Source organism: Enterococcus sp. S53 (assembly GCF_016516865.1).
GTDB classification, from domain to species: Bacteria; Bacillota; Bacilli; order Lactobacillales; family Enterococcaceae; genus Enterococcus_D; species Enterococcus_D innesii.
This window is the reverse complement of record NZ_JACVUH010000012.1, coordinates 80,509-104,918: the sequence shown is the minus strand read 5'-3', so window position 1 is coordinate 104,918 and position 24,410 is coordinate 80,509. Positions and strand designations below refer to the sequence as shown.

The window sequence follows — 24,410 nt, the reverse complement described above, 5'->3', positions numbered from 1 at the left end:
TTGTAAAAAAAGCCCGTTTTATAGGTGATTTACATGAAAATTTGCAACAATAGACTTTAAACTGTTGGAAAAACCCTCTTTTTTTTCATGAATAAGCATGTTACAGTAGCCAAGCTACTAAAAAAAGAAGGAGTTACCTCATTGAAGAAAAAGATTTTTTTATTGCTCGCCCTTACGTTGCCCCTTTTCCAGCCAGCTGTCAGTTATGCTGCTGAAACCAAGAGCAGCGAGGAACTGACGGTTTTGACCACAGAACTAGCCTCTTATGAAGAAGAAGTCACGACTAGCCAACAGAAAGTCACAGCGCTGGAAAGTCAATTAGCAGATTATCAGGAAGAATTAAACCAATTGGCAGAAGAAAGCAAGGAAGTTCAAACGCAGATCGCTGCTCTGAATGACCAAAAAGCCCAGCACCAAGGAAGCCAAGCGCAAAGCAGCCTGGTAGTCGATGGACCGCAAGCCACGATCCAGCAACTACGCAAGTTTAGTGAAACACAAGCAGCTTTACGGGAAGTGAACCAACAGTTGGCGGAAAAAGAAGCCCAACAACAACGTATCACTTCGTACCAAACCTTGACGCAAGCCCAATTAGTACATAGTAAAGAACAACTAGCAACAGCCAAAAATGAATTGCAGAACCAACAAGAACAGCTGCAGCAAACGCAAGCGCAAGTACAAGACTTGCAAGAAAAAGTGGACAAAGAAGCAAAAGCCGCTGAAGAAGCAAAACAAAAAGCCAAAGAAGCAGCAGAGAAAGCGGCAGCCAGTGAATTTTCACTGCCAATCACGGGCTCCGTGTCGATCTCCAGCGGTTTTGGTACTCGAGCTGACCCAACTGGTTTTTCAGGGACGCAGCATGACGGGATCGACTTCACAGGTCAAGCGGGGGAGAAGATCGTCGCCGCTCGTGATGGACAGGTAGAAGATGCTGGCTATGGCCCAAGCACTGGAAACTACGTGATTTTGGCTCACGATAACGGCTTTTACTCGTATTATTTTCATTTAACAGCTGTCAGTGTCTCGAAGGGGGCGACCGTTGCAGTCGGCGACCAAGTCGGTACGATGGGGACGACTGGAAACTCGACTGGTGTCCATCTGCACTTTGGATTGAGTAAGACGTTGTGGTCAGAGTTCGTTGATCCAGCAGCTTACTTGCCGCTATAAGCCAAAGCTCCGAGTAGAAACATTGAAAACAATCATCTGAAACCAAAAAGCATGACTGACAAGAGGGGTTCCTCAAGTCATCATGCTTTTTTTTGTTTACCACAAGCCCGGTTGAGCGATGATCACTAACTGTTCTTTGGTAAAGGGATGCTCTAGATGCAATTCGTAGCCATGCAGCAGCAAACGCGGCGCTGGTTTGTTTTGGTAAAGCGGGTCACCAACGACTGGATGACCGATGCTGGCAAGGTGGACGCGAATCTGGTGCGTCCTCCCCGTATCTAACACACAATATACATCGGTCGTCTTTTGTTGGGCGTGGGCGATGGTTACATGGGTGACGGCGGACTGACCGTTGCGGGGGTCAATGATCCGCTTGCGCCGATCGTGACGGTCACGACCGATTTTTTTGGCGATCGTTTGATCTTGCGTAAGTTTGCCCCAAACCGTGGCTTGATAGCGGCGGAAAATCTGTTTGTTTTCCAACATTCGGCCCAAGATCGGCAACACCAAGGGATTTTTTGCGAATAAAACGACACCGCTGGTTTCTTTGTCTAGACGATGGACCACATAAGGCTGCTGCTGTTTCGGCGCAAGGTAAGCAGCGGCATCATTCAACAGGGTATCTGCTTCTAATGGCTGATTGGGGTGCGTCTTGACCCCGGCCGGCTTGTTCAGTACCAATAAGTGCTCATCTTCAAAAAGTACGTCGACTTTGTCTGCTTGACCTAACTGGATCGGCTGGTAGCTATAATTACTGTCTTCAATGATCAAAGTGATTTGATCGCCGCCACGAACTTCTTGATGAAACATCGCAGGCTGCTGATTGACGGTCACATTTTTCCGTGTGCGCAGAAAATGGCGCACTTTTCGTGGGACGAGCCACTCCTGTTCCAACAACTCGCGAAGCGGCATGGGCGGGTGATGTTCGGGTAAAGTCATGGTGTATTCCATAAAAACGTCCTTTCTTTGCTGTTAGCTACCGACTATTATAGCATCTTTAAGCTTTTCTTATAAAAAAAACAATAAAAAACAGAGTATTCAATGCTAGAATAATAAAGCATTCTTTTCGAATGAAATTACGTCTAGAGCCGTATAACAAAGAAAGTCATTTATGCTACACTTAACCAAAGGAGCGTGAAGTAATGGATTGGAAGCACATCCTTCACAAAATAAAAACCGGTTGGCTGACCTTTTGGCGCTGGTTAAAACCATATTTGCAGCAATTTCATCAATGGCGCAAACGGGTTTGGAAAAAATACCACGTAAATAAAATTTTTATTTTACTTAGTTTAGTTGCTATTTTAATCATGAGCGGGTATTTGTTTTATATCGCCAAAAATACGAAAGTTAGTGAATTAGAGTCAGGTCTGAAAGAATCGACGGTGATTTTTGATGCCAATGGCGATGAAGCAGGGCAATTGTACTCGCAAAAAGGCACGTACGTTTCTCTTGATGCCATCTCCAGTGATGTGGTCAACGCCTTGATCTCAACCGAAGACCGCAACTTCTATAATCACCACGGGTTTGATATCAAGGGGATCGCTCGGGCAGCCCTTCGCATGCTGGTCAACCGCAGTGCCGAAGGCGGTGGGGGAAGTACCATCACCCAACAGCTTGCCAAAAATGCCTATTTGTCCTTGGATCAAACCTTTAGTCGAAAAGCCAAGGAGCTTTTCTTAGCGATCGAGATCGAGAAGAAATATTCTAAAGATGAGATTTTGGAAATGTATTTGAACAGTTCTTATTTCGGTAACGGGGTTTGGGGCATTCAAGATGCCTCGCTAAAATATTTCGGTGTCAATGCTTCTGAACTAAGCGTGGGAGAAGCTGCGACTTTGGTGGGGATGCTCAAAGGTCCTTCGATCTATAACCCGATCGACAATCTGGAAAACGCCACGAACCGTCGCGACACCGTCTTGAGTTTGATGGTGGATAACGGCAAGTTGGACCAGTCCGTTGCTGACCAAGAATCACAAGTTGCCTTAGCCAATTTACTGTATGATGGATTTGGCAATTCAGAATCTGGCTATAAGTATCCTTATTATTTCGATGCGGTCATCGATGAAGCCGAATCCTATGGGTTGGACGCAGATGATGTCATGAATCGCGGCTACAAGATCTATACAGCCCTGGATCAAAACTACCAAGCACAAATGGAAGCTGCCTATAAAAACGATGCCTTGTTCCCTGAGAATGCCGCTGATGGCACGATGGTGCAATCTGGCTCTGTCGCACTTGATCCGAATACCGGTGGGGTGCAAGCGGTGGTGGGTCGTCGTGGCGAGCACGTCTTTAGAGGCTTTAATTTTGCCACGCAAATGAAACGTTCACCAGGCTCCACGATCAAACCAATCAGCGTCTTCGCCCCTGCCCTAGAAGCTGGGTTTGAACCCGATAGTATCCTGAAAGACGAGCCCCTGGATTTTTATGATGCTCAAAACTTTGATGGGACCTATGCTGGCGAAGCAGTCATGTATCAAGCCCTCGCCCAAAGCTTGAATCTGCCAGCAGTTTGGCTGCTGCATGAGATCGGCTTAGATCGCGGGTACAGCAAAGCACAAGAGTTTGGACTTTCCTTGACTGAATCCGACAAATATTATGGCTTAGCATTAGGTGGTTTGGAAAAAGGGGAATCACCCATGACGATGGCAGCAGCGTATGGCGTTTTCGCAAATGGTGGGTATTACTACAAACCGCATTTGATCACCAAAATCGTTGATTCAACTGGTGCCGTGATCGTTGACAATACGTCTGTGCAAGGCAAACGGGTGATTTCTAAAGAGACCGCTGATAAAATGACGAGCATGATGCTGGGCACCTTTTCTAACGGGACGGGTGTTAGTGCTAGTCCGTACGGCTTTACGATCGCCGGTAAGACGGGTACGACAGAGACCAACTTTGATGCTTCTAAGGTCAATGACCAATGGATCGTCGGCTATACCCCTGATATGGTTCTTTCAACCTGGCTAGGATTTGAACATGTGAGTGAAGATCATTACTTAACGGGAACTAGCGGACAAGTCGTTGGGAAAATATTCAAAGCAGAGGCCGAAAGCTTACTGCCTTATAGTCAAGGCACCCAATTCCAAGTTGCAGACGCTTATTGGACAGGCGGAAAATTGATGGCAGCCGATGAAGTACCAGATCCTGAGAGCAGTACGTCACAAAATAGCAATGATTGGCAGCAAACCATCGATGACTTTGCCGAAAGCGCCAAAGAAGGCATGAAGGAATTCGGCAGCAAGATCAAAGAAGGAACGAAAGAACTGTTTGGTGGCTTGTGGAATTCCATCAGCGGAAATTAAAGGAATTACGCAACTGCTAGTCTAGAACCTGAGAAGAATGGTATACTAGAAAAAAAGAGGAGGCGTCAAAATGGCAAATATTTATGATACAGCAAACCAATTAGAACGTGAATTACGGGAGTCAGAACAGTTTCAAGATTTAAAAGGTTCTTTCGACCGCTTGAAAGCAAATGAAGAAGCGTATGCGTTATTCAAAGAGTTTCAAGAGTTGCAACAAAGCCTGCAACAAAAAATGATGGCTGGCGAAGAAATGACAGAAGAAGAAGCGCAAAAAGCCCAAGAATTATCGCAAAAAATTCAACAAGACGGCATCGTTTCTGACTTGATGCAAAAAGAGCAAGCCTTCAGCTTAGTAGCCAATGACTTGAACCGCATCATCATGGGCCCTGTAAGAGATCTATACGAAGCGTAATCGCCAACAAACAAAGACCAAAGAAGCAAGTGAATCTTCAGAGCAATCGGCTGCAACTGCAAGAGCCGTTTCTAAAGAAGTTTCAAAAGCGCTTCTTTGGTTTTTTTTATGAAAAAGGCGAACAAATTTTCGTATTTTGCTGACGGAATGCCTGAGAAATGTTATGATAGAAGCATTAAGGAGGGAGAAAGAAATGCGATTTTTACATAGTGCAGACCTGCATATCGACCGGTCATTTGAAGGGGTTCATTTGTTATCTGAAAAAGTGAAGACCCAACTCCCTGCCATCAATCAAAAAATCATCCGTAATTTGGTGGATGTTGCCTTAGAAAAAGCGGTCGATTTTGTTTTGCTGGCTGGGGATACATTCCATCAAGCACGGCCGAGTCTAAAAGTGCAGCATGACTTTTTTGCCCAACTGCAACGACTAGGGGAAGCACAGATCCCAGTCTATATGATTTTCGGCAACCATGATTATTATGATCCGCAACGGTATTGGTTTGCTTTTCCAGAAAATGTCATTCTCTTTTCATCAGAAGAAGTTCAAACGGTTCAAGGAACAACGAAAAACGGTGAAACCTATGCAATCAGTGGATTTAGCTACCAACATCCTTGGATCACTGAAAATAAAGTAACAGAATTTCCTGCAAGAGCAGCGGTGGATTACCATATCGGGCTTTACCACGGGGACCAAGCTGGTGAACGGTATGCCCCCTTTTCAATCAGTGAAATGAAGCAAAAAGGCTATGATTATTGGGGCTTGGGGCACATCCATGTACCTAAGACGCTCTCAGAGCAGCCACCGATTCTCTATCCCGGTACACCTCAAGGAAAGACCAAGAAAGAACAGGCGACTGGGGTGATTTTGGCAGACTTATCACCGCAGGGACCAACGATCGAGCGCTTGGAGATCGCAGAGATCGCTTGGCAAAAGCAAGTGGTCTCCTTAGCGGATGTGACTGCCTCGAATGCCGTATTGCCAGCGATCATCGAGCGTTTAAAAAGTCCTCGTTCGCGCTTGCTGCATCTGGTGTTGACCGATGTGCAGCAGCTGCCGCCAGATTGGTTCCCAGCTGCGGAAAAAAATGAATGGCTAACCTACCTCAATGAACGGTTGGCGCAAACAGAGCCACTGCAAGTGATCTATGCCCTTGAAGTCGAGCAAGCCAATGAAGACAAGATCGCATTGGCGGTATCAGAAGATTATATGCTGCAGTTTTTAGCGATGTATGAGTCACCAGAGATGTTTGCGGACCGACTGTCGGACCTATTGCAGCATCCGCTGATCCAGCGAGGGATCACCCATGAATCATTTCAAGAAGAAGTCTTGCAGCAAGCTAAACAATTGTTGAAAGACGACTTTCAATGGGAGGAGCAGTCATGAAAATTTTAAAAGCAGAGATTACCGGTTTTGGGAAATACCATGAACAAAGCTTTGCCTTTCATCCGCAAAATCAGCTGCTCTTTGGGCACAATGAGATCGGAAAATCGACGTTGTATCAATTTATTGCCGCCATCTTGTTTGGCTTTCCGAAAAAGACAGCCAAGAAAAAAGACTATACCCCCAAAAACGGTGCTGCTTACGGTGGCAAGTTATGGTTGGCGCTGGAACCCTTCGGCGAAGTGATCGTCGAACGCTATCGGCAAGTGGACCGTGGTCGTGCCAAAGTCCATGTCGCTGGTCAGACGGTTGATGAGCAATGGCTGGCACAACACTTGCAGCCCCTCAATCGAGCGTTGTTCTTCGATGTCTTTACTTTTCAGCAAGAGCAATTGACCCAGATCGATAAGCTAGAAGAAAATGAGCTGCACCAAGCGTTGATTTCTCTAGGGATCAGCGGCAGTCAAAAAATGCTGCAGCAAGTGGCGCAATATGAAACCACCAATCAGCAGCAATACAAGCCGCGGGGGCAAAAGCTGCTTTTGAACCAGGCGTTAAAACAATTAGAAAAACTGCAAAAAACGATTGCGGAAAAAGAAAGCGAAGAAAGCCGTATCCAACAGCAGTATCAGCAGATCGCCCAGCTGCAAGAACAGATCCAAGACTTGCGACACCAGTATCAAGCATTGAATGACGCCTATCAGGAAAATCAGCAGCAGCTGAGTCATTGGGGTCTTTATGAAGAGTGGCAGCAAATGGCACCAGCAGATACGTTAGCCGATCCTCAGCAAGTCCAAGCCATCAAACAGTTTTATCAGCAGTATCAGCAGCTGACGGAAGAAATTCGCAAAAAAGAAGCTGAATTAGATCAGTTGGAGCAAGGAAAAGAATCAGATAAGTATTTCTTTTATCTTGATCATGAGCACCAAATCCATCACTTGCTGCAGCAGCAAGTGACGATGGCGCGTTTGGCAGATCGTGAAGCAGCGGCCAATCAACAAGAAGCCGTCGCTATCACGGAGCTGAATCGCTTGATTGAAAAGCGCCAATGGAGCAGAGAATCGCCGCCGCTAGTAACGGCTTCGATCCATGAACAAACCACACGTTTACTACAAGAACGTGTGCAGTTAGAAGAGCTCGAAAAGCGCATGATGCGTTTAGAAGAAAAAGCGCAGCCTTTGCAAGCCACCGCAGCTCGCTTAGAGCAGCAGCATCCTCAATTGATTGGCCGCAAGCCGGTTTCTCGCCCGCTATGGCCGCTAGGAATCGTCGGTGGGCTGCTAGCAGTGATCGCTATCTTTTTGCCGAGTCCCTGGCGCTGGCTTGCATTAGGTGCGGGGATCGCAGCGATCATCGGCAGTGTTTTACCGCTGATGAAAGCAGCGCCAAACAAGCAGCAAGGCATAAAGCAAGAATGGCAGACGATCCTCATGCAGCTGGATCTACTGGGAGAAGAGTTGGCACAACTGGAAAATGAACAGCAGCAAAAGCAGCAGCAGATCGATCGTGCCTACCAAGCGTTGACACCCTTTTTTGGTGATTTGCCGGTGGAAAGCTGGCAGGCGTATCTATTGGCCTATGATGAAGATGTTGCTAGCTATCAAGACTACTCGCAACAACGCAAACAAGCCTATCAAGAACGGCAAGCCGTCGCAGAAGAACTGGCCCCCTTTGACGAGCAGTACCGTCCGTATGCGGAGTGGCTGCCGCTGCAAAACAAAACAGTGTTAGAAAAAGCAGCGATCTTACAGAAATTTCATGAAGAGATGCAAACGATCAAGCTTTCACGGCTGCAACAACCTAGCACACTGCTGGCTCAACAATTGAACCGCACCCGCAATGAACGCGACCAACTACTTTCCCAGGCCAGTGATCTCTTGCAGCAGCAAGGCTTAGATCACCCCGCAGAAATCAGCCTCTGGTTGAAGCAATGGGAAGCGGCGCAACGCACGCAGCAGCGAGCAGAAGAATTGGCGGAGATGTTAACACCGATCTATCCCAAACCAGTGACACAAGCAGAATTGCTGCAGCAAAAAGACCAGATCAAGCAGCAGCAAACACAGCTTCAAGCACAAATACAGCAGTTGACAGAGCAAAAACAGCGCTTGGAATTAGAAGCAGCAGCCAGTCAAAAAAACGGGACCTTGAATCAGCTTTATCAAGAAGAAAGTGAGCTGAAGGCGGTCATTGAAGAACTCGCTGTGGCATGGGGCAGTCGTCAGTTGGCGGCTTCAATTTTGACGGATGTCACGACCGAATTGTCAGAACAGCAATTGCCGCAGCTATTGTCAGCCGCTTCGACTTATTTTGAACAGCTTTCAAACGGACGTTATCAAAAGATTCTTCTGGAAAATGGTCTGTTAGTAGCGGCAAATGCCAGCGAGACCTTTTCGATCATCGACTTGTCCACAGGCACGAAGGATCAGTTGATCATGGCGTTACGTTTCGGTTATCTAGCGCTGCAAAAAAATCATCCGTTGTGCCCGATCATTATTGATGATGGTTGGTTGCATTATGACAGTGTTCGTAAGGAACGCTTCGCTGCGCTGTTAAAAGAGTTTGGTCAAAGTTATCAAGTAATTTGTTTGTCTTCTGACCAAGAAATGGTAAGCTATTATCAGAAGTACCAGCAGCCTATCCAGGATCTGAGTAAAGGAAGTGAAAGATTTGGCTGATCGGCCAAATAAGCCCATGAAAAAAATTCGTGAATTAACTGTTGATGAAACGTTTCAACTTTTCTTACTGATTAAGAATGCCGATGTACGAATCGCGAAAAACGGTAAAAAATTTATTGCCTTCACCTTTCAAGATACATCTGGTACGATCGACGGAAAGTTCTGGGATGCATCAGATGAAGAAATCGCCCGTTTTGAACCCGGGAAAGTAGTACTGCTAGATGGGAAACGGGAAGTCTACCAAGGCAATCCCCAAGTCAAAATCATGCATTTGCGCTTAGCGAAGCCGGAAGAACCTCATGAACCAAGCCAATACATGGAAAAAGCGCCCTTGCGAAAAGAAGAGATGGAAGAAGAAATCAGTCAAACCTTGTTTGAGATCACAAATCCTCACTGGAATCGCATCGTCCGTTTCTTGTTGAACAAGTATAAAAAGGAATTCTTTGACTTTCCAGCTGCGAAGCGCAATCACCATGCCTTCGCCAGTGGATTGGCGTATCATACGACAACTATGCTGCGGTTAGGAAAAGCGATCGTCAAAGAATACCCTGAATTAAATGCGTCACTGCTGTATGCGGGCATTATTTTGCATGATTTAGGAAAAGTAATCGAGTTGACAGGTCCCATGACGACAGAGTATACCTTAGCAGGGAATCTAGTAGGGCATCTCGTCTTAGTGGATGAAGAAATCACACAAGCCTGTATTGCTTTGAAATTTGATGATAAAGAAGAAGATATCGTTGTTTTGCGGCATATGGTCTTAGCTCATCACGGGTTGCTAGAATATGGGTCACCTGTTCGGCCCCGCATAATGGAAGCAGAAATCCTCCATCAGATCGATAACTTGGATGCTTCCATGCAAATGATGCTGACGTCAATCCGTTTAACGGAACCTGGTCAATACACGGATCGTATTTTTGGCATGGACAATCGGAGTTTTTATGTACCGAAAGAAGTGTAGCAGCGACGTTGCAGCACGATCAACCAAAGTGAATGACGGAAAGAACAAAAACCACGCTAGGCTTGCTTAGCGTGGTTTTTGTTAGCTGCTGGAAAAATTTGAATCGTAGATAGAAATCTAATCGGTACAAAAAAAGAAGCGCCGCTATGACGGCACTTCTTTTTTCATTATTCAGCAGAAGAATCTGTAGCACTTTCACTTGTTGCAGTAGAGTCATCGGTTGCATCAGTAGCAGAAGAATCTGCTGCAGAACTGTCCGTTGCATCGGTTGCAGAAGAGTCAGCAGTTGAATCTTCTGTTTCGGCCGCTGTGATGTAATCAGAAAGCAGGTCTGCTAAATCAGAGTCTTTCATTTTCACATTAGCTGCTTGCAATTCTTGACCGATCGTTGCTGCCACGAATGTTTGATCATTCAATAAGGTGTTTTGAGCGATCTCAGTCAAATCATCTTTGTATTTATCCATATCGTTGCCTTTGTCTTGGTTTTTCACCATTTTCACGATGTAGTATTCTGTCGTGTAAGTTGATGTGTTGGTGGCAGAGATCACTTCAGAGATTTCACCATCTTTTAAGTCAAAAGCGGCTGTTTTTACTTCATTCGGTACAGCTGATGAAGTAGAATCGAATTTGATCGTTCCGCCATCTTCTTTTGTGGCTGCATCGGTTGATTTTTCTTTGGCAATTTCACCAAAATCAGCATCATCTTTTTTCACTTCTTCTAAGACATCTTTGGCATCATCTTCACTTGCTACTTTGATGATTTGTGCCTCTACCTCTGGGTGGAAAGAATCCCATGCTGTTTTCATGTCTTCGTCAGTAATATCCATGTTGGCTTTTAAGCCTTCACGTAAAGCAAGTTGTTGCTTCAATTCTGCCCGGTAAGACTTCACCGTATAACCAGAGGCAGTCAAGGTTGATTCAAAGGAATCATTCCCACCGTATTGTTCAGCCATATTGTTGAATTGCTCATCGATCATGTCTTCGGTAACATCATCACCATATTTTTCAGTAAAGACTTTTAAGACGATCATTTGACGCAACGCATTTTGGTTTTCTGAACTTGTTTTTGCTTGGTCATAAAAATCTTGAACAGTGATTTTACCGCCCTTCATTGTTGCGATTTCCTCACTTGAATTACCACAAGCCGCTAATGCAAAAAGACTCATTGCACTGACTGCTACTAAAATTAATTTTTTCTTCATTCGTTTAAGCACTCCTAATTCTAAAAAAGATTCATAATAATCACTGCACCTACTATACCACTTCTAGAAATGGTTGGGAAGAAAACAGTGGATGTTTCAAACAAAATTCATAAAAACTACAAATTTTCAATTTGTTTGGTATCCTCTGCGCTTTGGGCTTGAATCGTCGTGATGTGCTGATTCAACTGCTCCATTTGGGTTTTGATCCGAGCAAGGCGCGGTTGCGCTTGGAATTTGAAGGCTTCCAGATCTTTCGTAAAAGATTCGGTCACAACGGGGATGGTTTCGTCGATCGTTTTGCGGGTCACCATCACAGCATCCTTTAGCTGTTTAACGCTGTCATTGAATTCTAAGGTCGCTTCTGTCGTGTCATCTAAATAGCGAATCAATTCTTCACGAGTTTCATTGCCGCTTTTCGGTGCAAAAAGCAAACCACCTAAGCCGCCGGCGATGGAACCGAATAATAGTCCTTTAAGAAAATTGCCGATCATTTAATCCACCTGCTTTCCAATTTTTTCGGCGATTGCCGCTAGTTCTTCCCCCGTGTAGTTGTCTGCGTGATTGCCAAAATGGATCTTGAAATCATCGTCTTTGCTGTAACGAGGAATCAAATGGACATGGGAATGAAAGACCGATTGGTACGCCAATTCTTTATTGTTGTTGATGATATTTAAGCCTTCGATCTCAGGGAATGCTTTTTCGATCGCTCGAGCAATCTTAGGAATGCGGGCAAAAACCGCTGCTGCCAACGTTTCATCGTACTCAAAAATATCCGTCACATGAGTTTTGGGGATCACCAATGTATGACCCGGGGTGACTTGGGAAATATCTAAAAAGGCATAGACTTGCTCATCCTCGTAGACTTTGTAGCTAGGAATCTCACGATTGTTGATTTTACAAAAAATACAATTTTCCATTGTAAAAAAACCTCCTTGATCTAGTACCTCTACTTTACCATATTTTGCTTTTTTTCGTCTGGTTTCCTCTTTGAAAAAGTCGGAACAAGGCAACTGTTCCTTCAACAAAGGCGCTTTTTTAAAGAAATGCGAAAAGCGAGCGAGAAACGCTTGCATTTAGATTCCAACAACCCTAGACTTAATATCAGAAATCATTTGGAAAGAAGGAACCTATGAAACCGATCATTAGAGAAACCTTACAGAAAAAAACAACGACTTCAGCGAAGCTTCGCTACTTAGCCTATGCCTATAAAGAGTGGTTGATCGCGATCACGCTGTTTGTGGTGTTTGCTGGTTCAATCACTTATTCTCTGACACGTCCGCAAGAAGAAGTAGTCAATGTCGCCATTGTCACTGAAACAGCAATGGACCCTGCAGTGCAAAGTGAATTGGAAGAAACCGTTGAAGCATGGGCGATCGACCAAGGGTATCAAAAAGAAGAGCTGAGGATCAGTCTGGTTTCTTATGCCGAACCAGCCGCTGTCCAAGCCTTTACCACCCGTCTTGCTGCTGGTGCGATCCAAATGGTCGTCTTTCCAGCCAGCGAAGCACAAACGTGGCAAGAGCGCTTTGGCAGCCAAGAACTGCCGCAAGAACCCATTACAGTGGGAGAAAACGAATTTATCTTGCAAGTTACGAATAAAGAAAAATAAATAACTGTTTTGCCAGCTGACTGAATTGAACAAAAAGAGCCTACGTTGAAAAAGTGTCGTAATTAGGTGAATCGGAGGAAAAAATGACTTTACAAGTAGCAAACGTGACAGGCGGCTATAATCAGCTGCCAGTCTTAAAAAATATTGATTTTACGATCGGCGATGGGGAGCTCGTCGGCTTGATCGGCTTGAACGGGGCAGGAAAGAGTACGACGATCAAAGAGATCATCGGGTTACTGCAACCTCACAGCGGCACCATCACGATCGATGGCCTGACCCTGAAAGAAAACCCAGAGCAATACCGCAAACAAATCGGGTATATCCCTGAAACCCCTTCTTTATATGAAGAATTGACCTTAAGAGAGCACATCGAAGTGACGGCGATGGCCTACGATCTTCCGCAAGGAGAAGCCATGAAGCGAGCAGAACGCTTGTTAAAAACGTTTCGTTTAGAAAACAAACTCGATTGGTTCCCAGCAAATTTTTCAAAAGGAATGAAACAAAAAGTCATGGTGCTCTGTGCCTTTTTGATTGAACCAAGCGTTTACATCATCGACGAACCCTTTTTAGGATTGGACCCTTTAGCGATCAATGCATTATTGGAACTGATGAATGAGATGAAACAAACTGGAGCATCGATCTTGATGTCCACCCACATTTTAGCAACCGCAGAGAAGTATTGTGATAAATTCATTCTACTGCATAACGGTGAAATCCGCGCACAAGGGACTTTGGCGCAACTAAGAAGCCAATTTCAAGCACCGGAAGCCTCCCTTGATGATCTGTACCTCGCACTGACAAAGGAGAGTCAAGCATGAAGCAGTTTTTCTCGCAACGCTTACAGCGGCATCAAAAACAGATGACACGCTATTTGCGCTATGTCTTCAATGATCATTTTGCTTTGATCAGCACCTTTTTAGTCGGAGGCCTCGGTCTTTACTATTCGGAGTTATTAAAAACATTGCCGCGGCCGTTTCCCTTAGGCGGCGTCATCGTGGTGGCTGTTTGGTTATTTGTTTTACCGTTAGGACGCTTAGCGACATTGACAAAACCGGCAGACTTGATTTTTCTTTTAGCCAAGGAAGGACACATGACAAGTTACCTCAGCCAAGCGTTACGTTATTCCCTCTGGCTGCCCTTTGGGGTTTTATTTTTAACCGTAGGGGCAACAATGCCTTTGGTCGTGGTCACAGCAAACAGCACCTTTGCCTCATTCCCATACTTTTTAGGGATGATGTGGCTCTTAAAACTGGGGGATCTTTCACTACAACGGATCCGTTTGTATCAAGAAACTAAGCAGCAAGTCAAACAGCAGCGAGGCATCTGGTTGGTCAGTGCGCTAGTTGCTGCATTTGCTAGTATTTATGTAGTACCTTGGCTAGGGTTGGTGATCAGCATCCTCCAAGCAATCTGGTTCCTCTTTGGCGTGAAATCTAATCGTCAGCTTTTAGATTGGGACTATATGATCCAAGCCGAACAGTCGCGCTTAATGCGGATCTATCGGTTTATCAACTTATTTACAGATGTTCCCCAAATCACGACGGAAGCCAAACGGCGCAAATACCTCGATTGGTTGCTGGCAAAGATCAAGCCAGTGCACAGCAACACGTATCTCTATCTTTACTTGCGCCGAGTGATTCGTGGTGGGCAATACGGCGGCCTTTATGTCCGCTTATCCTTGATTGGTGGGTTCGTCTTGTTCTTTGTCGATGAGCTTTGGATCAGTCTGCTGATCGGCTGCTTGTTTCTTTATCTGATCGGTTTCCAACTGATTCCCTTGATCAATGAATTTCAATACATGGTTTTGACCCATCTGTATCCCGTGCCAGAAAAACAAAAAGCCGCAGCGATCAAAAAAATTCTTGGGGCACTCTTACTGGTGACCGCAGTTCTTTTCGGCGTGATCTGTTGCTTGCGCTTGCCTTTTGTTTGGCAAGGCGGTATCGCGTTTCTTGGCTTCTTAGGGTTTGCGGGTCTCTTTTTAGGCATCTATTTACCAGGGCGATTAAAGAAAATGCATGCTTGATCCACAAGTGGCTTCTCTTACAAAAAGCGAACGCATATGCGCTTGACGGCGACCCTTTGGGAAGCTAGAATAAGAGGTACTGCGAAATAAGGAGAGAAGCTAGGATGGATATTCGCTTGGATCAAGATTGGCGTATGCGGCCGATCAAAGGCGACACCGGGAAAGCCTATATCGGGCTCAAGGACAACGACAAAGTCTTTATCAAACGAAATACGACCCCGATGCTTGCGGCACTCTCTAAAGAGGGCATTGCACCCAAACTCGTCTGGACGAAACGGACGGGAAATGGCGATACGCTCTCCGCACAAGAATGGCTGGATGGACGGGTCTTAGATCCCGATGAAATCGGCCAAAGAAATGACGTCATTGATGTGTTGTATCACTTGCATCATTCAAAAACACTGGCACAGATGCTAAGTAAAATAGGGGGACAAGTCAGATCGCCTGAACAGATGCTGATGGATTATCAGGATCAGCTGCCTTCTGCGGTCGCCCAAAACGGTTTTATTCATTTGGTCACCGAGTATTTAAAAGCTAATATTCCAGCTTTTGACGAGCAAAAAGCCGCGGTCGTCCATGGCGATGTCAATTATCGAAATTGGCTAGTTTGTCAAAATTATTTATATTTAGTCGATTGGGATTCCGTGATGTTTGCAGATCCAGCAATCGATATCGGGACTATTTTAGGTCACTATGTGCCGCTATCCAGCTGGTCCCATTGGCTGGTGCGCTATGGTATCCATAGCAGCAGCGAAGTGATCGAAAAGATTTATTGGTATGCATTGTTGAGTATGCTGCAAGAGGTCAAAAAATATTATCTGCGGGGCGATTACAAAGCCATGAATGCAGAGATTTTACAATTAAAACGAATTTATAGTGAATGAAGAGAAGATGGAGCGAGGCAATTTGGTTCCATCTTGTTTTTTCGGAAAGGAAGAAACATGAGAGTAAGAAAACGTGCAGGTGCAAAAGAGCTGATTGAAGCTCATCCACAATACGTCGTTGCAGAGCCTACCGAATGGAAAGGGCGTTGGCATGAACGCTTTGGCAATAATCATCCGCTACACATCGAAATCGGCATGGGCAAAGGCCAATTTATTACGGAAATGGCGAAAGCTCATCCCGAGATCAATTATATTGGGGTAGAGATGCAGATCAGTGTCGTTTCGATCGCATTGGATAAAATGATCGAGCAGGAGATCCCAAACTTGCAACTGCTGCATGTGGATGGTTCGGCTTTGACCAACTATTTTGCGGACAATGAAGTAGACCAGATCTACTTGAATTTTTCTGATCCATGGCCTAAGAAGAAGCATGAGAAGCGCCGTTTGACTTCCAAAGCCTTTTTAGCGGTGGACGAGCAAATTTTACGACCTAATGGCGAGATCCATTTCAAAACGGACAACCAAGGATTGTTTGAGTATTCCTTAGCGAGCTTTTCTCAATATGGCATGATCATCAAACAAGTTTGGTTGGACCTGCATAACAGTACCTTTGAGAACAATATCATGACGGAATATGAAGAAAAATTCTCAAGTCGCGGTCAGCGAATCTATCGGGTGGAAGCCCAATTTGTGGCAAAAGAACCACAGAAATAAACGAATGATGAAAGATGAAGCAAATTTGCTTCATCTTTTTTTCTATTCTCAAAGCGTTTGCGTATTTCTTTTTAGGAGGGATAAGTCGTGGATATTCAAGCATTCTCAGACGAGTTGATTCTTTATGGAAGACAAGAACGCATGCAGGATCTGGCCATTTTGCCTAGCTGTTCACAGATGGAGGTGACTTTCAGTAAAAGCTATCTCAGAAAGACCTATCAAGTGTTGACGAATGAAGAAGCCCAGCAGCTGATCACTCGCTTCAAATTTTTAGGAGGAATGGAGGTGGGAGAGCGGCGTAAAGCTCAGTTAGGCGCAGTCAGTTATCCGTTAGGCGATCAGCTGCAGCGGCTGCGCATCTCAACAGTCGGTGACTACCAAGGGCGTGAAAGTCTCGTGATGCGGTTTCTTTATCCCTTGACTCAGGAGCATCTGCGCTATTTCTTTGCAGAAGACGTCCAGCAGATCCAGCAGGGGACCAAACAAAGAGGGCTGTATTTGTTTTCTGGCCCCACTGGCTCAGGAAAATCGACCCTCATGTATCAATTAGCTCGGGCAACCAAGGGGCAAATCATTACCATTGAAGATCCCGTCGAGATCGAAGAGCCGCGCTTTTTGCAGCTACAAACTAATTTGAAGATCGGGCAAGATTATGATGAATTGATTCGCTTGTCCTTGCGGCATCGTCCGGACCTGCTTTTGATCGGCGAGATCCGTAACAAAGAAACGGCGCAAGCCGCTGTTCGAGCCGCTCTGACAGGTCACCGAGTATTTGCCACGATCCATGCCCGAGGTGTAGCAGAAACCAAGACGCGGCTGCTGGAATTGCTCGGGACAGACGATCGTCTGGCACATGCGCTGCAAGGGATCATTTATCAGCGATTGCTGCCAAATGAAGCGAATGAACCTCATGGATTGCTGGCGTATCACTTTTATGAGGGGCAAGTGGAAAAACAGTGGCAACACGTACTAAACCGAGTGAAAGAAAGTGGGTGGATCACCGATGAAGTTTATGAAAAAGAAGCCCCAGCTACCACGCCGTGCAACTGAAGCCCTCTTAGTCACCTTCACGGTGTTATTGGAGAGTGGCTTTTCCCTACAAGAAAGCCTCCAAGTGCTGCTGCGCAGCCGCCAGTTTTCTGAACCTGTGATCGAACAGCTAATTGTCCATCTCGCCCAAGGGCAAAGCTTTGCAGCAGCGGTAGCGCCGTTGTCGTTATCAGCTACTGAAAAAAGTCAGCTTCATTTAGCAGAAAATCATGGGGATCTCACGGCGACCTTGCGGCGGATGGTCGACTACCATAAATTGGTCAACAAGCAAAAACAGCTGCTGTACAAAGTAGCTGCCTATCCGCTTTTGTTGCTGGTCTTTTTACTAGCTGCGCTTTTTGGGATGCACCGCTTTTTATTGCCCCAATTGTTAGCCTCTGGCATGATCGACGAAGGTCATTGGGGCATTCGCGCCATCACTTGGGCACCCGCAGTACTTATCCTCTTCTTGTTGTTAAGTGTGCTGCTTTTTGTGACCAGCCGCTGGGTGTTTGCCCGCCGCACTGCCTTGCAAAAAGCTGTGTTTTTCAGCCGCCTGCCATTGTTCGGAGCATTGTACACGAGTTATCACACGAGTTTTTTCGCATTGGAATGGGGCAAGTTGTTTCAGCAAGGATTAGATATCCAACAAATTATTGAGTGCATGGAACAAACCAGCAAAGCCACGCTGATCCAAGAATTAGCACGGGAGCTACGAGTAACTTTGACGTTGGGTGGAGAACTCCCAGAAAAACTTCGTCATTTCTCGTTTCTCACACCAGAATTTTCTTTGATCGTCTTTCAAGGAGAAGTACGAGGAAAGTTAGGAGAAGAGCTTTTTTTATACAGTCAATTATTGATGGAACGCTTGTTTCAACGAATCGAAAAAGCCATTCACTGGGTTCAGCCTCTGATTTTTTTGTTGGTTGCTTTAATGATCGTTGGGATCTATGCCGCTATGTTTTTACCAATCTATGGAAATATCCAAGGAGTGATCGAATGATAGAAAAGAAAGTAGCATCTCCTCGCAAGCAGGGGATTTGGCGTGTCAAAAAAGGCTTTACATTGGTTGAAATGCTAGTCGTTTTATTAGTGATTAGTATTTTGGTTTTATTGTTTGTCCCAAATCTTGCCAGTCAAAGAGGAATCATTGATGAGAAAGGAAATGCGGCGATCGTGAAAGTAGTGGAAACCCAGATCGAACTCTTCCGTCTGAATGAAAATCGGGAGCCTTCGAGAGAAGAATTGATTGCTGAAGGGTATGTATCTGAGGAACAATATGCGATTTATGAGCAGGGGAACTGAGGACTGTCAATGGCGCTCTTTTGCTGGGTTTACCTTAATAGAAAGCCTTTTGGTCCTTCTTGTCAGTAGTATGTTTCTCTTTTTCCCTGTTGTGGCCATTGAATACTATCAGCAATCTGCCGAAGTCTTAGGCTTTTGTGCTCGCTTAGAAAAAGGGCTCTACACTTTACAGCAAACGGCCATCATCGACAACACACAAACCCGGGCCGTCTATCAAGCAGCGCCAACGCCAACTGTTTCATTTCACGGAGCTACCACTGAGCCGGTCACCAAGATTGAAGTTCCTTCACAGCTAGAGGTGCAGGCGTTTCCCGACATCCTGTTCAGTAGTCAATCTGGCAACAACAGCAGTCTGCGAAAGATCGTTTTTTATTGGCAGGAGAAAAAGCAAACCATCAGCTATAAGTTTTTATTTGGGAGTGGCCGTTATGAAAAAATCGTTGAATAGCGGGTATATCTTGGCCGAAAGCCTGATGGGGTTTGGGGTGTTAGCAACGTGTATCTTATTGTTTTTAGTGATGCAGGCTGCTGTACTTGCTCAAAGTGCGGCATTGCAGGAGAAAGCCCAGATGATGAGGGTGCTGTATGAAGAAGTCCAGAACCATTCCTTTGATTCTGCAGCCATCACCTACACGACGCAGCGTCAGGCGGTCTATCAAGTTCGCTTTTGGCAAGCAGCGCAGCATCAACAGGCACGCATCCAAAGTGGCGAACAGCTCTGGGAGATTTTGTATGAAGAGTAAAGGCTTTACTTTGTGGGAGTGCCTGTTGTCTTTATGGGTATTGGCGATCTGCTTATTGATGATCAGTGGGATCGTCAAGCACCTGGCACCGGTCAATCAGCAGATCATGGCTCGCAAAGATCAAGAGTGGCATGTGTTTTTGCTTCAGCTGGAACGGGAATTAAGTACCTGTACCTATCTATCAGTCAGCGAGACGACGCTATATTTGCGAAGCAGTCAAAACAATTCGGTAACGATCGATCGCATCAATCGCGTGCTGCGGAAACGGGACAACAATGGCTATCAACCACTATTGACAGAAGTAGCGGATGTGTCTTTTGAGAAAATTGGCGCAGCGATCCGCTTTACCGTTTCCTTTGAGAATGGAGAGCAAAAAATTGGGCAATGGAAAATTCACACACAAGAGGCGGCATAAGGGCGGTATTTTATTGACAGCACTATTGTTTGTACAGCTGATGAGTTTGATGCTATTACTGGTGTTAGAAAATAGTCGGACAACGGCACTTTTTTATACAAAAACCATTGAAACTTATGAAGCTCGCATCATGAGTGAACTGTTCCATGCGGAATTCTTGCAAAACGAAATGGCTGATCAAGGGTCACGTCTTTATAATGTGGGAAAGTTGACCTATGAACGGCAAGGACAGGTCTTACAGATCGAGTGCCATGTCAAAAGCCGCCGCTTTACATTTACCTTTTTGTTACCCGAAGAACAGCCTGAAATAGACACAGAAGATCAAGAGGAATAGTACAGGGAAAGGATGGTTGTTTCGACCATCCTTTTTCATACAGAAATAGAAAAAGAATGTTTACAGCTTCACAAATTATTCTAAACGAAAGCGATTGATTATTTTGGATGAATCGGCTAAAATTAAACAGGTATATATGTTGTTATAGTTTTGAAAAGAGGTGCAAGATGTCCGCAGAAAAAATGGAAACGTCTTTTCATTTGACCGTTGAAGCGATCCAATTGCTTCAAAACGCATTGGAAACGTCTTTTTTTGATGCTTACGTAGAGACGATCGAAAATTTTGTTGATCAATACCAAGTTCGTGTGATCGATGGGGTACCTGATGAAGCAACTGCTGCTCGTTTAGAAACCATCTATCAAGAAATTCGAGCAATGGAACTATCGGCAGAAGAAAAACGCAAGCTTGCGCAGTTGGTTTTGCTCAAAGGCAGCCAAACGGAGCGCTTACAGGCCAATCACCAACTGACACCAGATAGTCTTGGGTTTTTATTCGTTTATCTGATCGAGCAACTAAGCAGTGCCGATCAACCAGTGAAACTTCTGGATTTATCGGTAGGCATGGGGAATCTCTTATTGACAGTCTTGCTGAATCTACAATTAGCCAAGCGGCCAGTAGAAGGAACCGGTGTGGATATTGACGAAACCTTGTTGGCGATCGCAGCTGCAACGGGGGAATGGACCAAAGCGCCTTTGCATTTGTTCCATCAAGATGGCTTACAAGAGCTATTGATCGAACCAATGGATCTGGCAATCAGCGATCTACCGGTGGGCTATTACCCACAAGATGAAAAAGCCCGCAGCTTCATTACGGCGGCTCCAGAAGGGCACAGTTACGCCCATCATTTGTTGATGGAACAAGCGATGAACTATGTCAAAGCTGGCGGTTACGGTTTGTTCTTAGTACCAAGCAACTTCTTGGAAACGGAACAGAGTGAATTTTTGAAAAAATGGCTGAAAGAAAAGGTTTATTTGCAAGGAATGATTCAGCTTCCTGAAGAACTCTTTAAAAATGAACATTCACGTAAAAGTATTTTGCTTTTACAAAACCATGGAGGGACAAGCAAACAAGCAGACGAAGTCTTGCTGGTTAAGCTAGCCTCACTGAAAGAACCAAAGAACATCACAAAACTTTTTGAACAATTTGCGGCTTGGAAAGCAGCAAATCTGTAATATAATTCGGATAAGGAGATCATCATGTCAAAAACAATCGCAATCAATGCTGGAAGTTCAAGTTTAAAATGGCAATTATATCAAATGCCAGAGGAAACAGTTGTCGCTAAAGGAATCGTTGAACGAATCGGTTTGAAAGATTCTATCTTTACTATCAAATATGGGGAAGATCAAAAATTCGAACAAATCATCGACATCAACGATCACGAAGTAGCGGTAAAAATGTTGTTGGATCAACTGATCGAATTAAACATTTTAGGTGCCTATGATGAAATCACTGGTGTCGGCCATCGTGTCGTTCACGGCGGAGAAGATTTCCCTGATTCAGTTGTGATTACAGACGAAGTGATGGAACGCATCCAAGCATTGGCTGAATTTGCGCCATTACACAACCCAGCAAACTTGATGGGGATCACTGCTTTCAAAAAAATCTTGCCAGAAATCATTAGTGTCGCTGTTTTTGATACTTCTTTCCATGCAACGATGCCAAAACACAATTACCTATACAGCTTGCCATTAGAGTACTATAACGAGTTTAAAGTACGTAAATACGGCTTCCACGGTACAAGCCACCGTTATGTTTCTGAGCGTGCAGCAGAAATGTTAGGCAAACCAATCGAAGAATTAAAAATCATCACTTGCCATCTAGGGAACGGTGCGTCGATCACTGCGGTTGACGGCGGAAAATCAGTGGATACCTCAATGGGCTTCACGCCATTAGCTGGTGTAACGATGGGCACACGTTCAGGTGACATCGATCCTGCTGTTTTACCATATTTAATGGAAAAATTAGATTTGAACATCGATGAAATGGTGGATGTTTTGAATAAAAAATCTGGTCTATTAGGCTTAACTGGTATTTCAAGTGACATGCGCGATCTAGAAGCAAACTACGACAAAGAAGAAGTCAAAGTTGCTTATGACGTCTTTACTGACCGGATCCGTAAATATATCGGTGGCTATGTCACAACCATGAATGGCGTTGACGCGATCGTCTTTACTGCTGGTATCGGTGAAAATGATGCCCACGTCCGTAGCGAAGTCATCAAAGGCATGACTTGGTTTGGTTGCGAATTAGATGCCGATCAAAATGCAAAACGCGGCGAAGAATTAGTGATCTCAACTGAAGAGTCAAAAGTCAAAGTGCTTTTGATCCCAACAGATGAAGAATTAATGATCGCTCGCGATGTGGAACGTTTACGCGGCTAAGCCAAAGCAATCCTTAAATAGAAGAGGAAGCACATGCAAGAGAAAATACTTGCATGTGCTTTTTTGTAGGAAAATCAAAAAAAATGGTGTCAGAGGTAAAAATTGGTGAAGACCAGTTTCTAATTTTTTAAACAGAATATTTAATAATTATACATATGAAAAGTGGTTCATACTGGACTTATTTAGAAGGCTTCTCATTTTACTTTCATTTGAATTTAAATTTCCCTCCTTTTTTGTAGGATGTTCTCAGGGAAATACCCTTGTAAAAGTTGCCAAATGGGAATAAACTGGCATTTGTGAATTTTCAGAAAAATTCCGCTATTTTATTTTCACTAATTTTTATAAGGGGCCATTCATATGGAAAAAGAAAAAACATTTTTAGGTCAGCCGCGTGGGCTGTCGACGTTATTCTTCACGGAAATGTGGGAACGATTCAGTTACTATGGTATGCGGGCGATTTTGGTGTACTTCATGTACGATGCAGTTGCCAACGGCGGCTTAGGGTTGCCAAAAGGAACGGCTGTGGCGATCATGTCGATTTACGGTTCCTTAGTGTATATGTCAAGCATTGTTGGCGGTTGGATCTCGGACCGTCTTTTAGGATCAAATAAATCCGTTTTTTATGGTGGGATCTTGATCATGTTAGGACACATCGTCTTGGCAACACCTTTAGGGATTCCAGCGTTGTTTGTGTCCATGATGCTGATCGTCATCGGAACCGGACTATTGAAATCCAACGTATCGGGTATGGTGGGGCATTTGTACAGCAAAGACGATATCCGTCGGGATGCTGGTTTCTCGATTTTCTATATGGGGATCAATATCGGCGGCTTGTTAGCACCGATCATCGTCGGGATCTTAGGACAAGAAGTTAACTACCACTTAGGCTTTTCGATTGCTGCTATCGGGATGTTTATCGGTTTGGTGCAGTATTATGTGCAAGGAAAAACTACGTTGAAAAGTGTAGCGATCGCGCCAACGAATCCTTTATCGGCAGCCGAAAAGAAAACCTTCTTCCGAGCAGTCGTTCTGGTTCTTCTCGCATTGGCAGTATTGTTTGGCGCAGCAGCTGCAACGGGGCATCTGACGGTTGATTTCTTCATCAACTTTATCAGTGTTCTAGGTATTTTCTTACCAATCTACTACTTTACCAAAATGCTGCGTTCGAAAGATGTCACACCAGATGAAAAGAAAAAAGTATTGGCCTACATTCCGCTGTTTTTGTCAGCGATCGTCTTTTGGTCCTTAGAAGAACAAGGCTCATCGATCTTGGCATTGTTTGCAGCTGACCGTACGCAATCAACGTTATTCGGCATCAATATTCCAGCAAGTTTGTATCAAACCTTAAATCCACTTTTTGTTGTCTTACTGACACCTGTCTTTGTTTGGTTGTGGACCAAACTAGGTTCTCGTCAACCGCGGACAGAAGTGAAGTTTGCCATCGGTTTAGTCTTAGCCGGTTTGTCTTTTCTCTTATTGATGCTGCCAAGCCTTTTGTTTGGAGTAGAAGAACGGGTCAGCCCATTATGGTTAGTATTGAGCTTCTTCATTATGATTGCTGGGGAAATGTGTCTTTCACCGGTGGGCTTGTCGGTGACGACCAAACTTGCGCCGAAAGCCTTTGAAGCACAAACCTTGGCGATTTGGCTGCTAGCAGACGCGTCTTCACAAGCCATCAATGCGCAAATCGCTCGGTTCTATACACCGCAAACAGAAGGGATGTATTATGGCATCGTCGGCGGAGTAGCCGTTGTTGTCGGCATCATCTTGTATTTAGCTAGAAAACCGATCCGCAACTTGATTGGCAACATTCATTGATCAAAAAATAAAAACTTGATTTTCCTACCGTATGCATTGGTTGTTCAATCAA

The 24,410-nt window shown here is 44.7% G+C and carries 25 protein-coding genes; 21 read left to right on the top strand and 4 right to left on the bottom strand.

Features of this window, described 5'->3' with window-relative positions:
- Positions 1-87: 87 nt before the first annotated feature.
- Complete coding sequence (locus tag IAE45_RS14110; RefSeq protein ID WP_144771238.1) at positions 88-1,164, top strand: M23 family metallopeptidase; 1,077 nt, start codon at positions 88-90, stop codon at positions 1,162-1,164.
- Between the two features lie 96 nt (positions 1,165-1,260).
- Here the strand turns inward: IAE45_RS14110 and IAE45_RS14105 are convergent, their stop codons facing one another.
- On the bottom strand, positions 1,261-2,115 hold the full coding sequence (locus IAE45_RS14105) for an RluA family pseudouridine synthase (RefSeq protein ID WP_200126811.1): 855 nt from the start codon (positions 2,113-2,115) through the stop codon (positions 1,261-1,263).
- A gap of 191 nt (positions 2,116-2,306) precedes the next feature.
- On the opposite strand from IAE45_RS14105, the gene IAE45_RS14100 reads away from it, so the two are divergent.
- From IAE45_RS14100 to IAE45_RS14080, 5 genes are all read left to right on the top strand, one after another.
- Positions 2,307-4,469: a PBP1A family penicillin-binding protein gene (locus IAE45_RS14100; protein WP_140966133.1), complete on the top strand. Its 2,163-nt coding sequence runs from the start codon at positions 2,307-2,309 to the stop codon at positions 4,467-4,469.
- A gap of 70 nt (positions 4,470-4,539) precedes the next feature.
- Positions 4,540-4,881, top strand: a complete 342-nt coding sequence (locus IAE45_RS14095; protein ID WP_005227708.1) for a YlbF family regulator — start codon at positions 4,540-4,542, stop codon at positions 4,879-4,881.
- A 193-nt stretch (positions 4,882-5,074) separates the two neighbouring features.
- Positions 5,075-6,265 (top strand): metallophosphoesterase family protein, encoded by a 1,191-nt coding sequence (locus tag IAE45_RS14090; RefSeq protein ID WP_233619068.1) that lies wholly within the window; start codon positions 5,075-5,077, stop codon positions 6,263-6,265.
- A complete protein-coding gene (locus IAE45_RS14085; protein ID WP_200126809.1) occupies positions 6,262-8,937 on the top strand; it encodes an AAA family ATPase in 2,676 nt (891 codons plus the stop codon). The genes IAE45_RS14090 and IAE45_RS14085 overlap by 4 nt, the downstream gene beginning before the upstream one ends.
- Before the next feature lie 16 nt (positions 8,938-8,953).
- Complete coding sequence (locus IAE45_RS14080) at positions 8,954-9,898, top strand: 3'-5' exoribonuclease YhaM family protein (RefSeq protein ID WP_081117852.1); 945 nt, start codon at positions 8,954-8,956, stop codon at positions 9,896-9,898.
- Between the two features lie 167 nt (positions 9,899-10,065).
- Here the strand turns inward: IAE45_RS14080 and IAE45_RS14075 are convergent, their stop codons facing one another.
- The 3 genes from IAE45_RS14075 to IAE45_RS14065 form a co-directional block, all read right to left on the bottom strand.
- Positions 10,066-11,100, bottom strand: coding sequence for a peptidylprolyl isomerase (locus tag IAE45_RS14075; protein WP_077452359.1), 1,035 nt, complete (start codon positions 11,098-11,100; stop codon positions 10,066-10,068).
- Positions 11,101-11,216: 116 nt separating this feature from the next.
- The gene (locus tag IAE45_RS14070; RefSeq protein WP_077452358.1) at positions 11,217-11,591 is read right to left on the bottom strand and encodes a YtxH domain-containing protein; all 375 of its coding nucleotides are present in this window, start codon (positions 11,589-11,591) and stop codon (positions 11,217-11,219) included.
- Positions 11,592-12,017 carry an HIT family protein gene (locus tag IAE45_RS14065; protein WP_005227719.1) on the bottom strand — a complete coding sequence of 142 codons (426 nt, stop codon included), beginning with the start codon at positions 12,015-12,017 and terminating at the stop codon, positions 11,592-11,594.
- Between the two features lie 212 nt (positions 12,018-12,229).
- On the opposite strand from IAE45_RS14065, the gene IAE45_RS14060 reads away from it, so the two are divergent.
- From IAE45_RS14060 to IAE45_RS13990, 15 genes are all read left to right on the top strand, one after another.
- Positions 12,230-12,709, top strand: a complete 480-nt coding sequence (locus IAE45_RS14060; protein WP_200126807.1) for a hypothetical protein — start codon at positions 12,230-12,232, stop codon at positions 12,707-12,709.
- Between the two features lie 83 nt (positions 12,710-12,792).
- Complete coding sequence (locus IAE45_RS14055) at positions 12,793-13,527, top strand: ABC transporter ATP-binding protein (protein WP_077452355.1); 735 nt, start codon at positions 12,793-12,795, stop codon at positions 13,525-13,527.
- Positions 13,524-14,735 (top strand): ABC transporter permease, encoded by a 1,212-nt coding sequence (locus tag IAE45_RS14050; protein ID WP_200126805.1) that lies wholly within the window; start codon positions 13,524-13,526, stop codon positions 14,733-14,735. The genes IAE45_RS14055 and IAE45_RS14050 overlap by 4 nt, the downstream gene beginning before the upstream one ends.
- A 104-nt stretch (positions 14,736-14,839) precedes the next feature.
- Positions 14,840-15,619: a phosphotransferase family protein gene (locus IAE45_RS14045; RefSeq protein ID WP_077452353.1), complete on the top strand. Its 780-nt coding sequence runs from the start codon at positions 14,840-14,842 to the stop codon at positions 15,617-15,619.
- Positions 15,620-15,676: 57 nt separating this feature from the next.
- A complete protein-coding gene (trmB, locus tag IAE45_RS14040; RefSeq protein WP_200126803.1) occupies positions 15,677-16,333 on the top strand; it encodes a tRNA (guanosine(46)-N7)-methyltransferase TrmB in 657 nt (218 codons plus the stop codon).
- Positions 16,334-16,420: 87 nt separating this feature from the next.
- Positions 16,421-17,383, top strand: coding sequence for a competence type IV pilus ATPase ComGA (gene comGA, locus IAE45_RS14035; protein ID WP_200126800.1), 963 nt, complete (start codon positions 16,421-16,423; stop codon positions 17,381-17,383).
- Entirely contained in the window at positions 17,337-18,365 is a 1,029-nt protein-coding gene (gene comGB, locus IAE45_RS14030) for a competence type IV pilus assembly protein ComGB (protein WP_194195259.1), read from the top strand. The genes comGA and comGB overlap by 47 nt, the downstream gene beginning before the upstream one ends.
- Positions 18,362-18,667 (top strand): competence type IV pilus major pilin ComGC, encoded by a 306-nt coding sequence (gene comGC / locus IAE45_RS14025; protein ID WP_077452349.1) that lies wholly within the window; start codon positions 18,362-18,364, stop codon positions 18,665-18,667. The genes comGB and comGC overlap by 4 nt, the downstream gene beginning before the upstream one ends.
- The gene (comGD, locus tag IAE45_RS14020) at positions 18,642-19,115 is read left to right on the top strand and encodes a competence type IV pilus minor pilin ComGD (protein WP_200126792.1); all 474 of its coding nucleotides are present in this window, start codon (positions 18,642-18,644) and stop codon (positions 19,113-19,115) included. Before comGC ends, comGD begins: the two co-directional genes overlap by 26 nt.
- Positions 19,096-19,410, top strand: coding sequence for a hypothetical protein (locus IAE45_RS14015; protein ID WP_200126790.1), 315 nt, complete (start codon positions 19,096-19,098; stop codon positions 19,408-19,410). Before comGD ends, IAE45_RS14015 begins: the two co-directional genes overlap by 20 nt.
- Positions 19,400-19,825 (top strand): competence type IV pilus minor pilin ComGF, encoded by a 426-nt coding sequence (gene comGF / locus IAE45_RS14010; protein WP_077452346.1) that lies wholly within the window; start codon positions 19,400-19,402, stop codon positions 19,823-19,825. Before IAE45_RS14015 ends, comGF begins: the two co-directional genes overlap by 11 nt.
- A 13-nt stretch (positions 19,826-19,838) precedes the next feature.
- A complete protein-coding gene (comGG, locus tag IAE45_RS14005) occupies positions 19,839-20,159 on the top strand; it encodes a competence type IV pilus minor pilin ComGG (RefSeq protein WP_226818255.1) in 321 nt (106 codons plus the stop codon).
- Positions 20,160-20,326: 167 nt separating this feature from the next.
- Positions 20,327-21,331 (top strand): class I SAM-dependent methyltransferase, encoded by a 1,005-nt coding sequence (locus IAE45_RS14000; protein ID WP_096741836.1) that lies wholly within the window; start codon positions 20,327-20,329, stop codon positions 21,329-21,331.
- Positions 21,332-21,355: 24 nt separating this feature from the next.
- Entirely contained in the window at positions 21,356-22,540 is a 1,185-nt protein-coding gene (locus IAE45_RS13995; RefSeq protein ID WP_005233419.1) for an acetate/propionate family kinase, read from the top strand.
- Positions 22,541-22,897: 357 nt separating this feature from the next.
- Positions 22,898-24,358: a peptide MFS transporter gene (locus IAE45_RS13990; RefSeq protein WP_005227746.1), complete on the top strand. Its 1,461-nt coding sequence runs from the start codon at positions 22,898-22,900 to the stop codon at positions 24,356-24,358.
- Positions 24,359-24,410 lie beyond the last annotated feature (52 nt).

Coding starts and splice junctions, on each gene's coding strand:
- IAE45_RS14015 (WP_200126790.1), top strand. CDS start 19,096: ATGAAAAAATCGTTGAATAGCGGGTATATCTTGGCCGAAAGCCTGATG.
- IAE45_RS14050 (WP_200126805.1), top strand. CDS start 13,524: ATGAAGCAGTTTTTCTCGCAACGCTTACAGCGGCATCAAAAACAGATG.
- IAE45_RS14060 (WP_200126807.1), top strand. CDS start 12,230: ATGAAACCGATCATTAGAGAAACCTTACAGAAAAAAACAACGACTTCA.
- IAE45_RS13995 (WP_005233419.1), top strand. CDS start 21,356: ATGTCAAAAACAATCGCAATCAATGCTGGAAGTTCAAGTTTAAAATGG.
- IAE45_RS13990 (WP_005227746.1), top strand. CDS start 22,898: ATGGAAAAAGAAAAAACATTTTTAGGTCAGCCGCGTGGGCTGTCGACG.
- comGC (WP_077452349.1), top strand. CDS start 18,362: ATGATAGAAAAGAAAGTAGCATCTCCTCGCAAGCAGGGGATTTGGCGT.
- IAE45_RS14100 (WP_140966133.1), top strand. CDS start 2,307: ATGGATTGGAAGCACATCCTTCACAAAATAAAAACCGGTTGGCTGACC.
- IAE45_RS14065 (WP_005227719.1), bottom strand. CDS start 12,017: ATGGAAAATTGTATTTTTTGTAAAATCAACAATCGTGAGATTCCTAGC.
- IAE45_RS14085 (WP_200126809.1), top strand. CDS start 6,262: ATGAAAATTTTAAAAGCAGAGATTACCGGTTTTGGGAAATACCATGAA.
- comGF (WP_077452346.1), top strand. CDS start 19,400: ATGAAGAGTAAAGGCTTTACTTTGTGGGAGTGCCTGTTGTCTTTATGG.
- IAE45_RS14110 (WP_144771238.1), top strand. CDS start 88: ATGAATAAGCATGTTACAGTAGCCAAGCTACTAAAAAAAGAAGGAGTT.
- IAE45_RS14095 (WP_005227708.1), top strand. CDS start 4,540: ATGGCAAATATTTATGATACAGCAAACCAATTAGAACGTGAATTACGG.
- IAE45_RS14075 (WP_077452359.1), bottom strand. CDS start 11,100: ATGAAGAAAAAATTAATTTTAGTAGCAGTCAGTGCAATGAGTCTTTTT.
- IAE45_RS14105 (WP_200126811.1), bottom strand. CDS start 2,115: ATGGAATACACCATGACTTTACCCGAACATCACCCGCCCATGCCGCTT.
- IAE45_RS14080 (WP_081117852.1), top strand. CDS start 8,954: ATGAAAAAAATTCGTGAATTAACTGTTGATGAAACGTTTCAACTTTTC.
- IAE45_RS14055 (WP_077452355.1), top strand. CDS start 12,793: ATGACTTTACAAGTAGCAAACGTGACAGGCGGCTATAATCAGCTGCCA.
- IAE45_RS14070 (WP_077452358.1), bottom strand. CDS start 11,591: ATGATCGGCAATTTTCTTAAAGGACTATTATTCGGTTCCATCGCCGGC.
- IAE45_RS14090 (WP_233619068.1), top strand. CDS start 5,075: ATGCGATTTTTACATAGTGCAGACCTGCATATCGACCGGTCATTTGAA.
- IAE45_RS14000 (WP_096741836.1), top strand. CDS start 20,327: ATGTCCGCAGAAAAAATGGAAACGTCTTTTCATTTGACCGTTGAAGCG.
- trmB (WP_200126803.1), top strand. CDS start 15,677: ATGAGAGTAAGAAAACGTGCAGGTGCAAAAGAGCTGATTGAAGCTCAT.
- IAE45_RS14045 (WP_077452353.1), top strand. CDS start 14,840: ATGGATATTCGCTTGGATCAAGATTGGCGTATGCGGCCGATCAAAGGC.
- comGB (WP_194195259.1), top strand. CDS start 17,337: ATGAAGTTTATGAAAAAGAAGCCCCAGCTACCACGCCGTGCAACTGAA.
- comGD (WP_200126792.1), top strand. CDS start 18,642: ATGCGATTTATGAGCAGGGGAACTGAGGACTGTCAATGGCGCTCTTTT.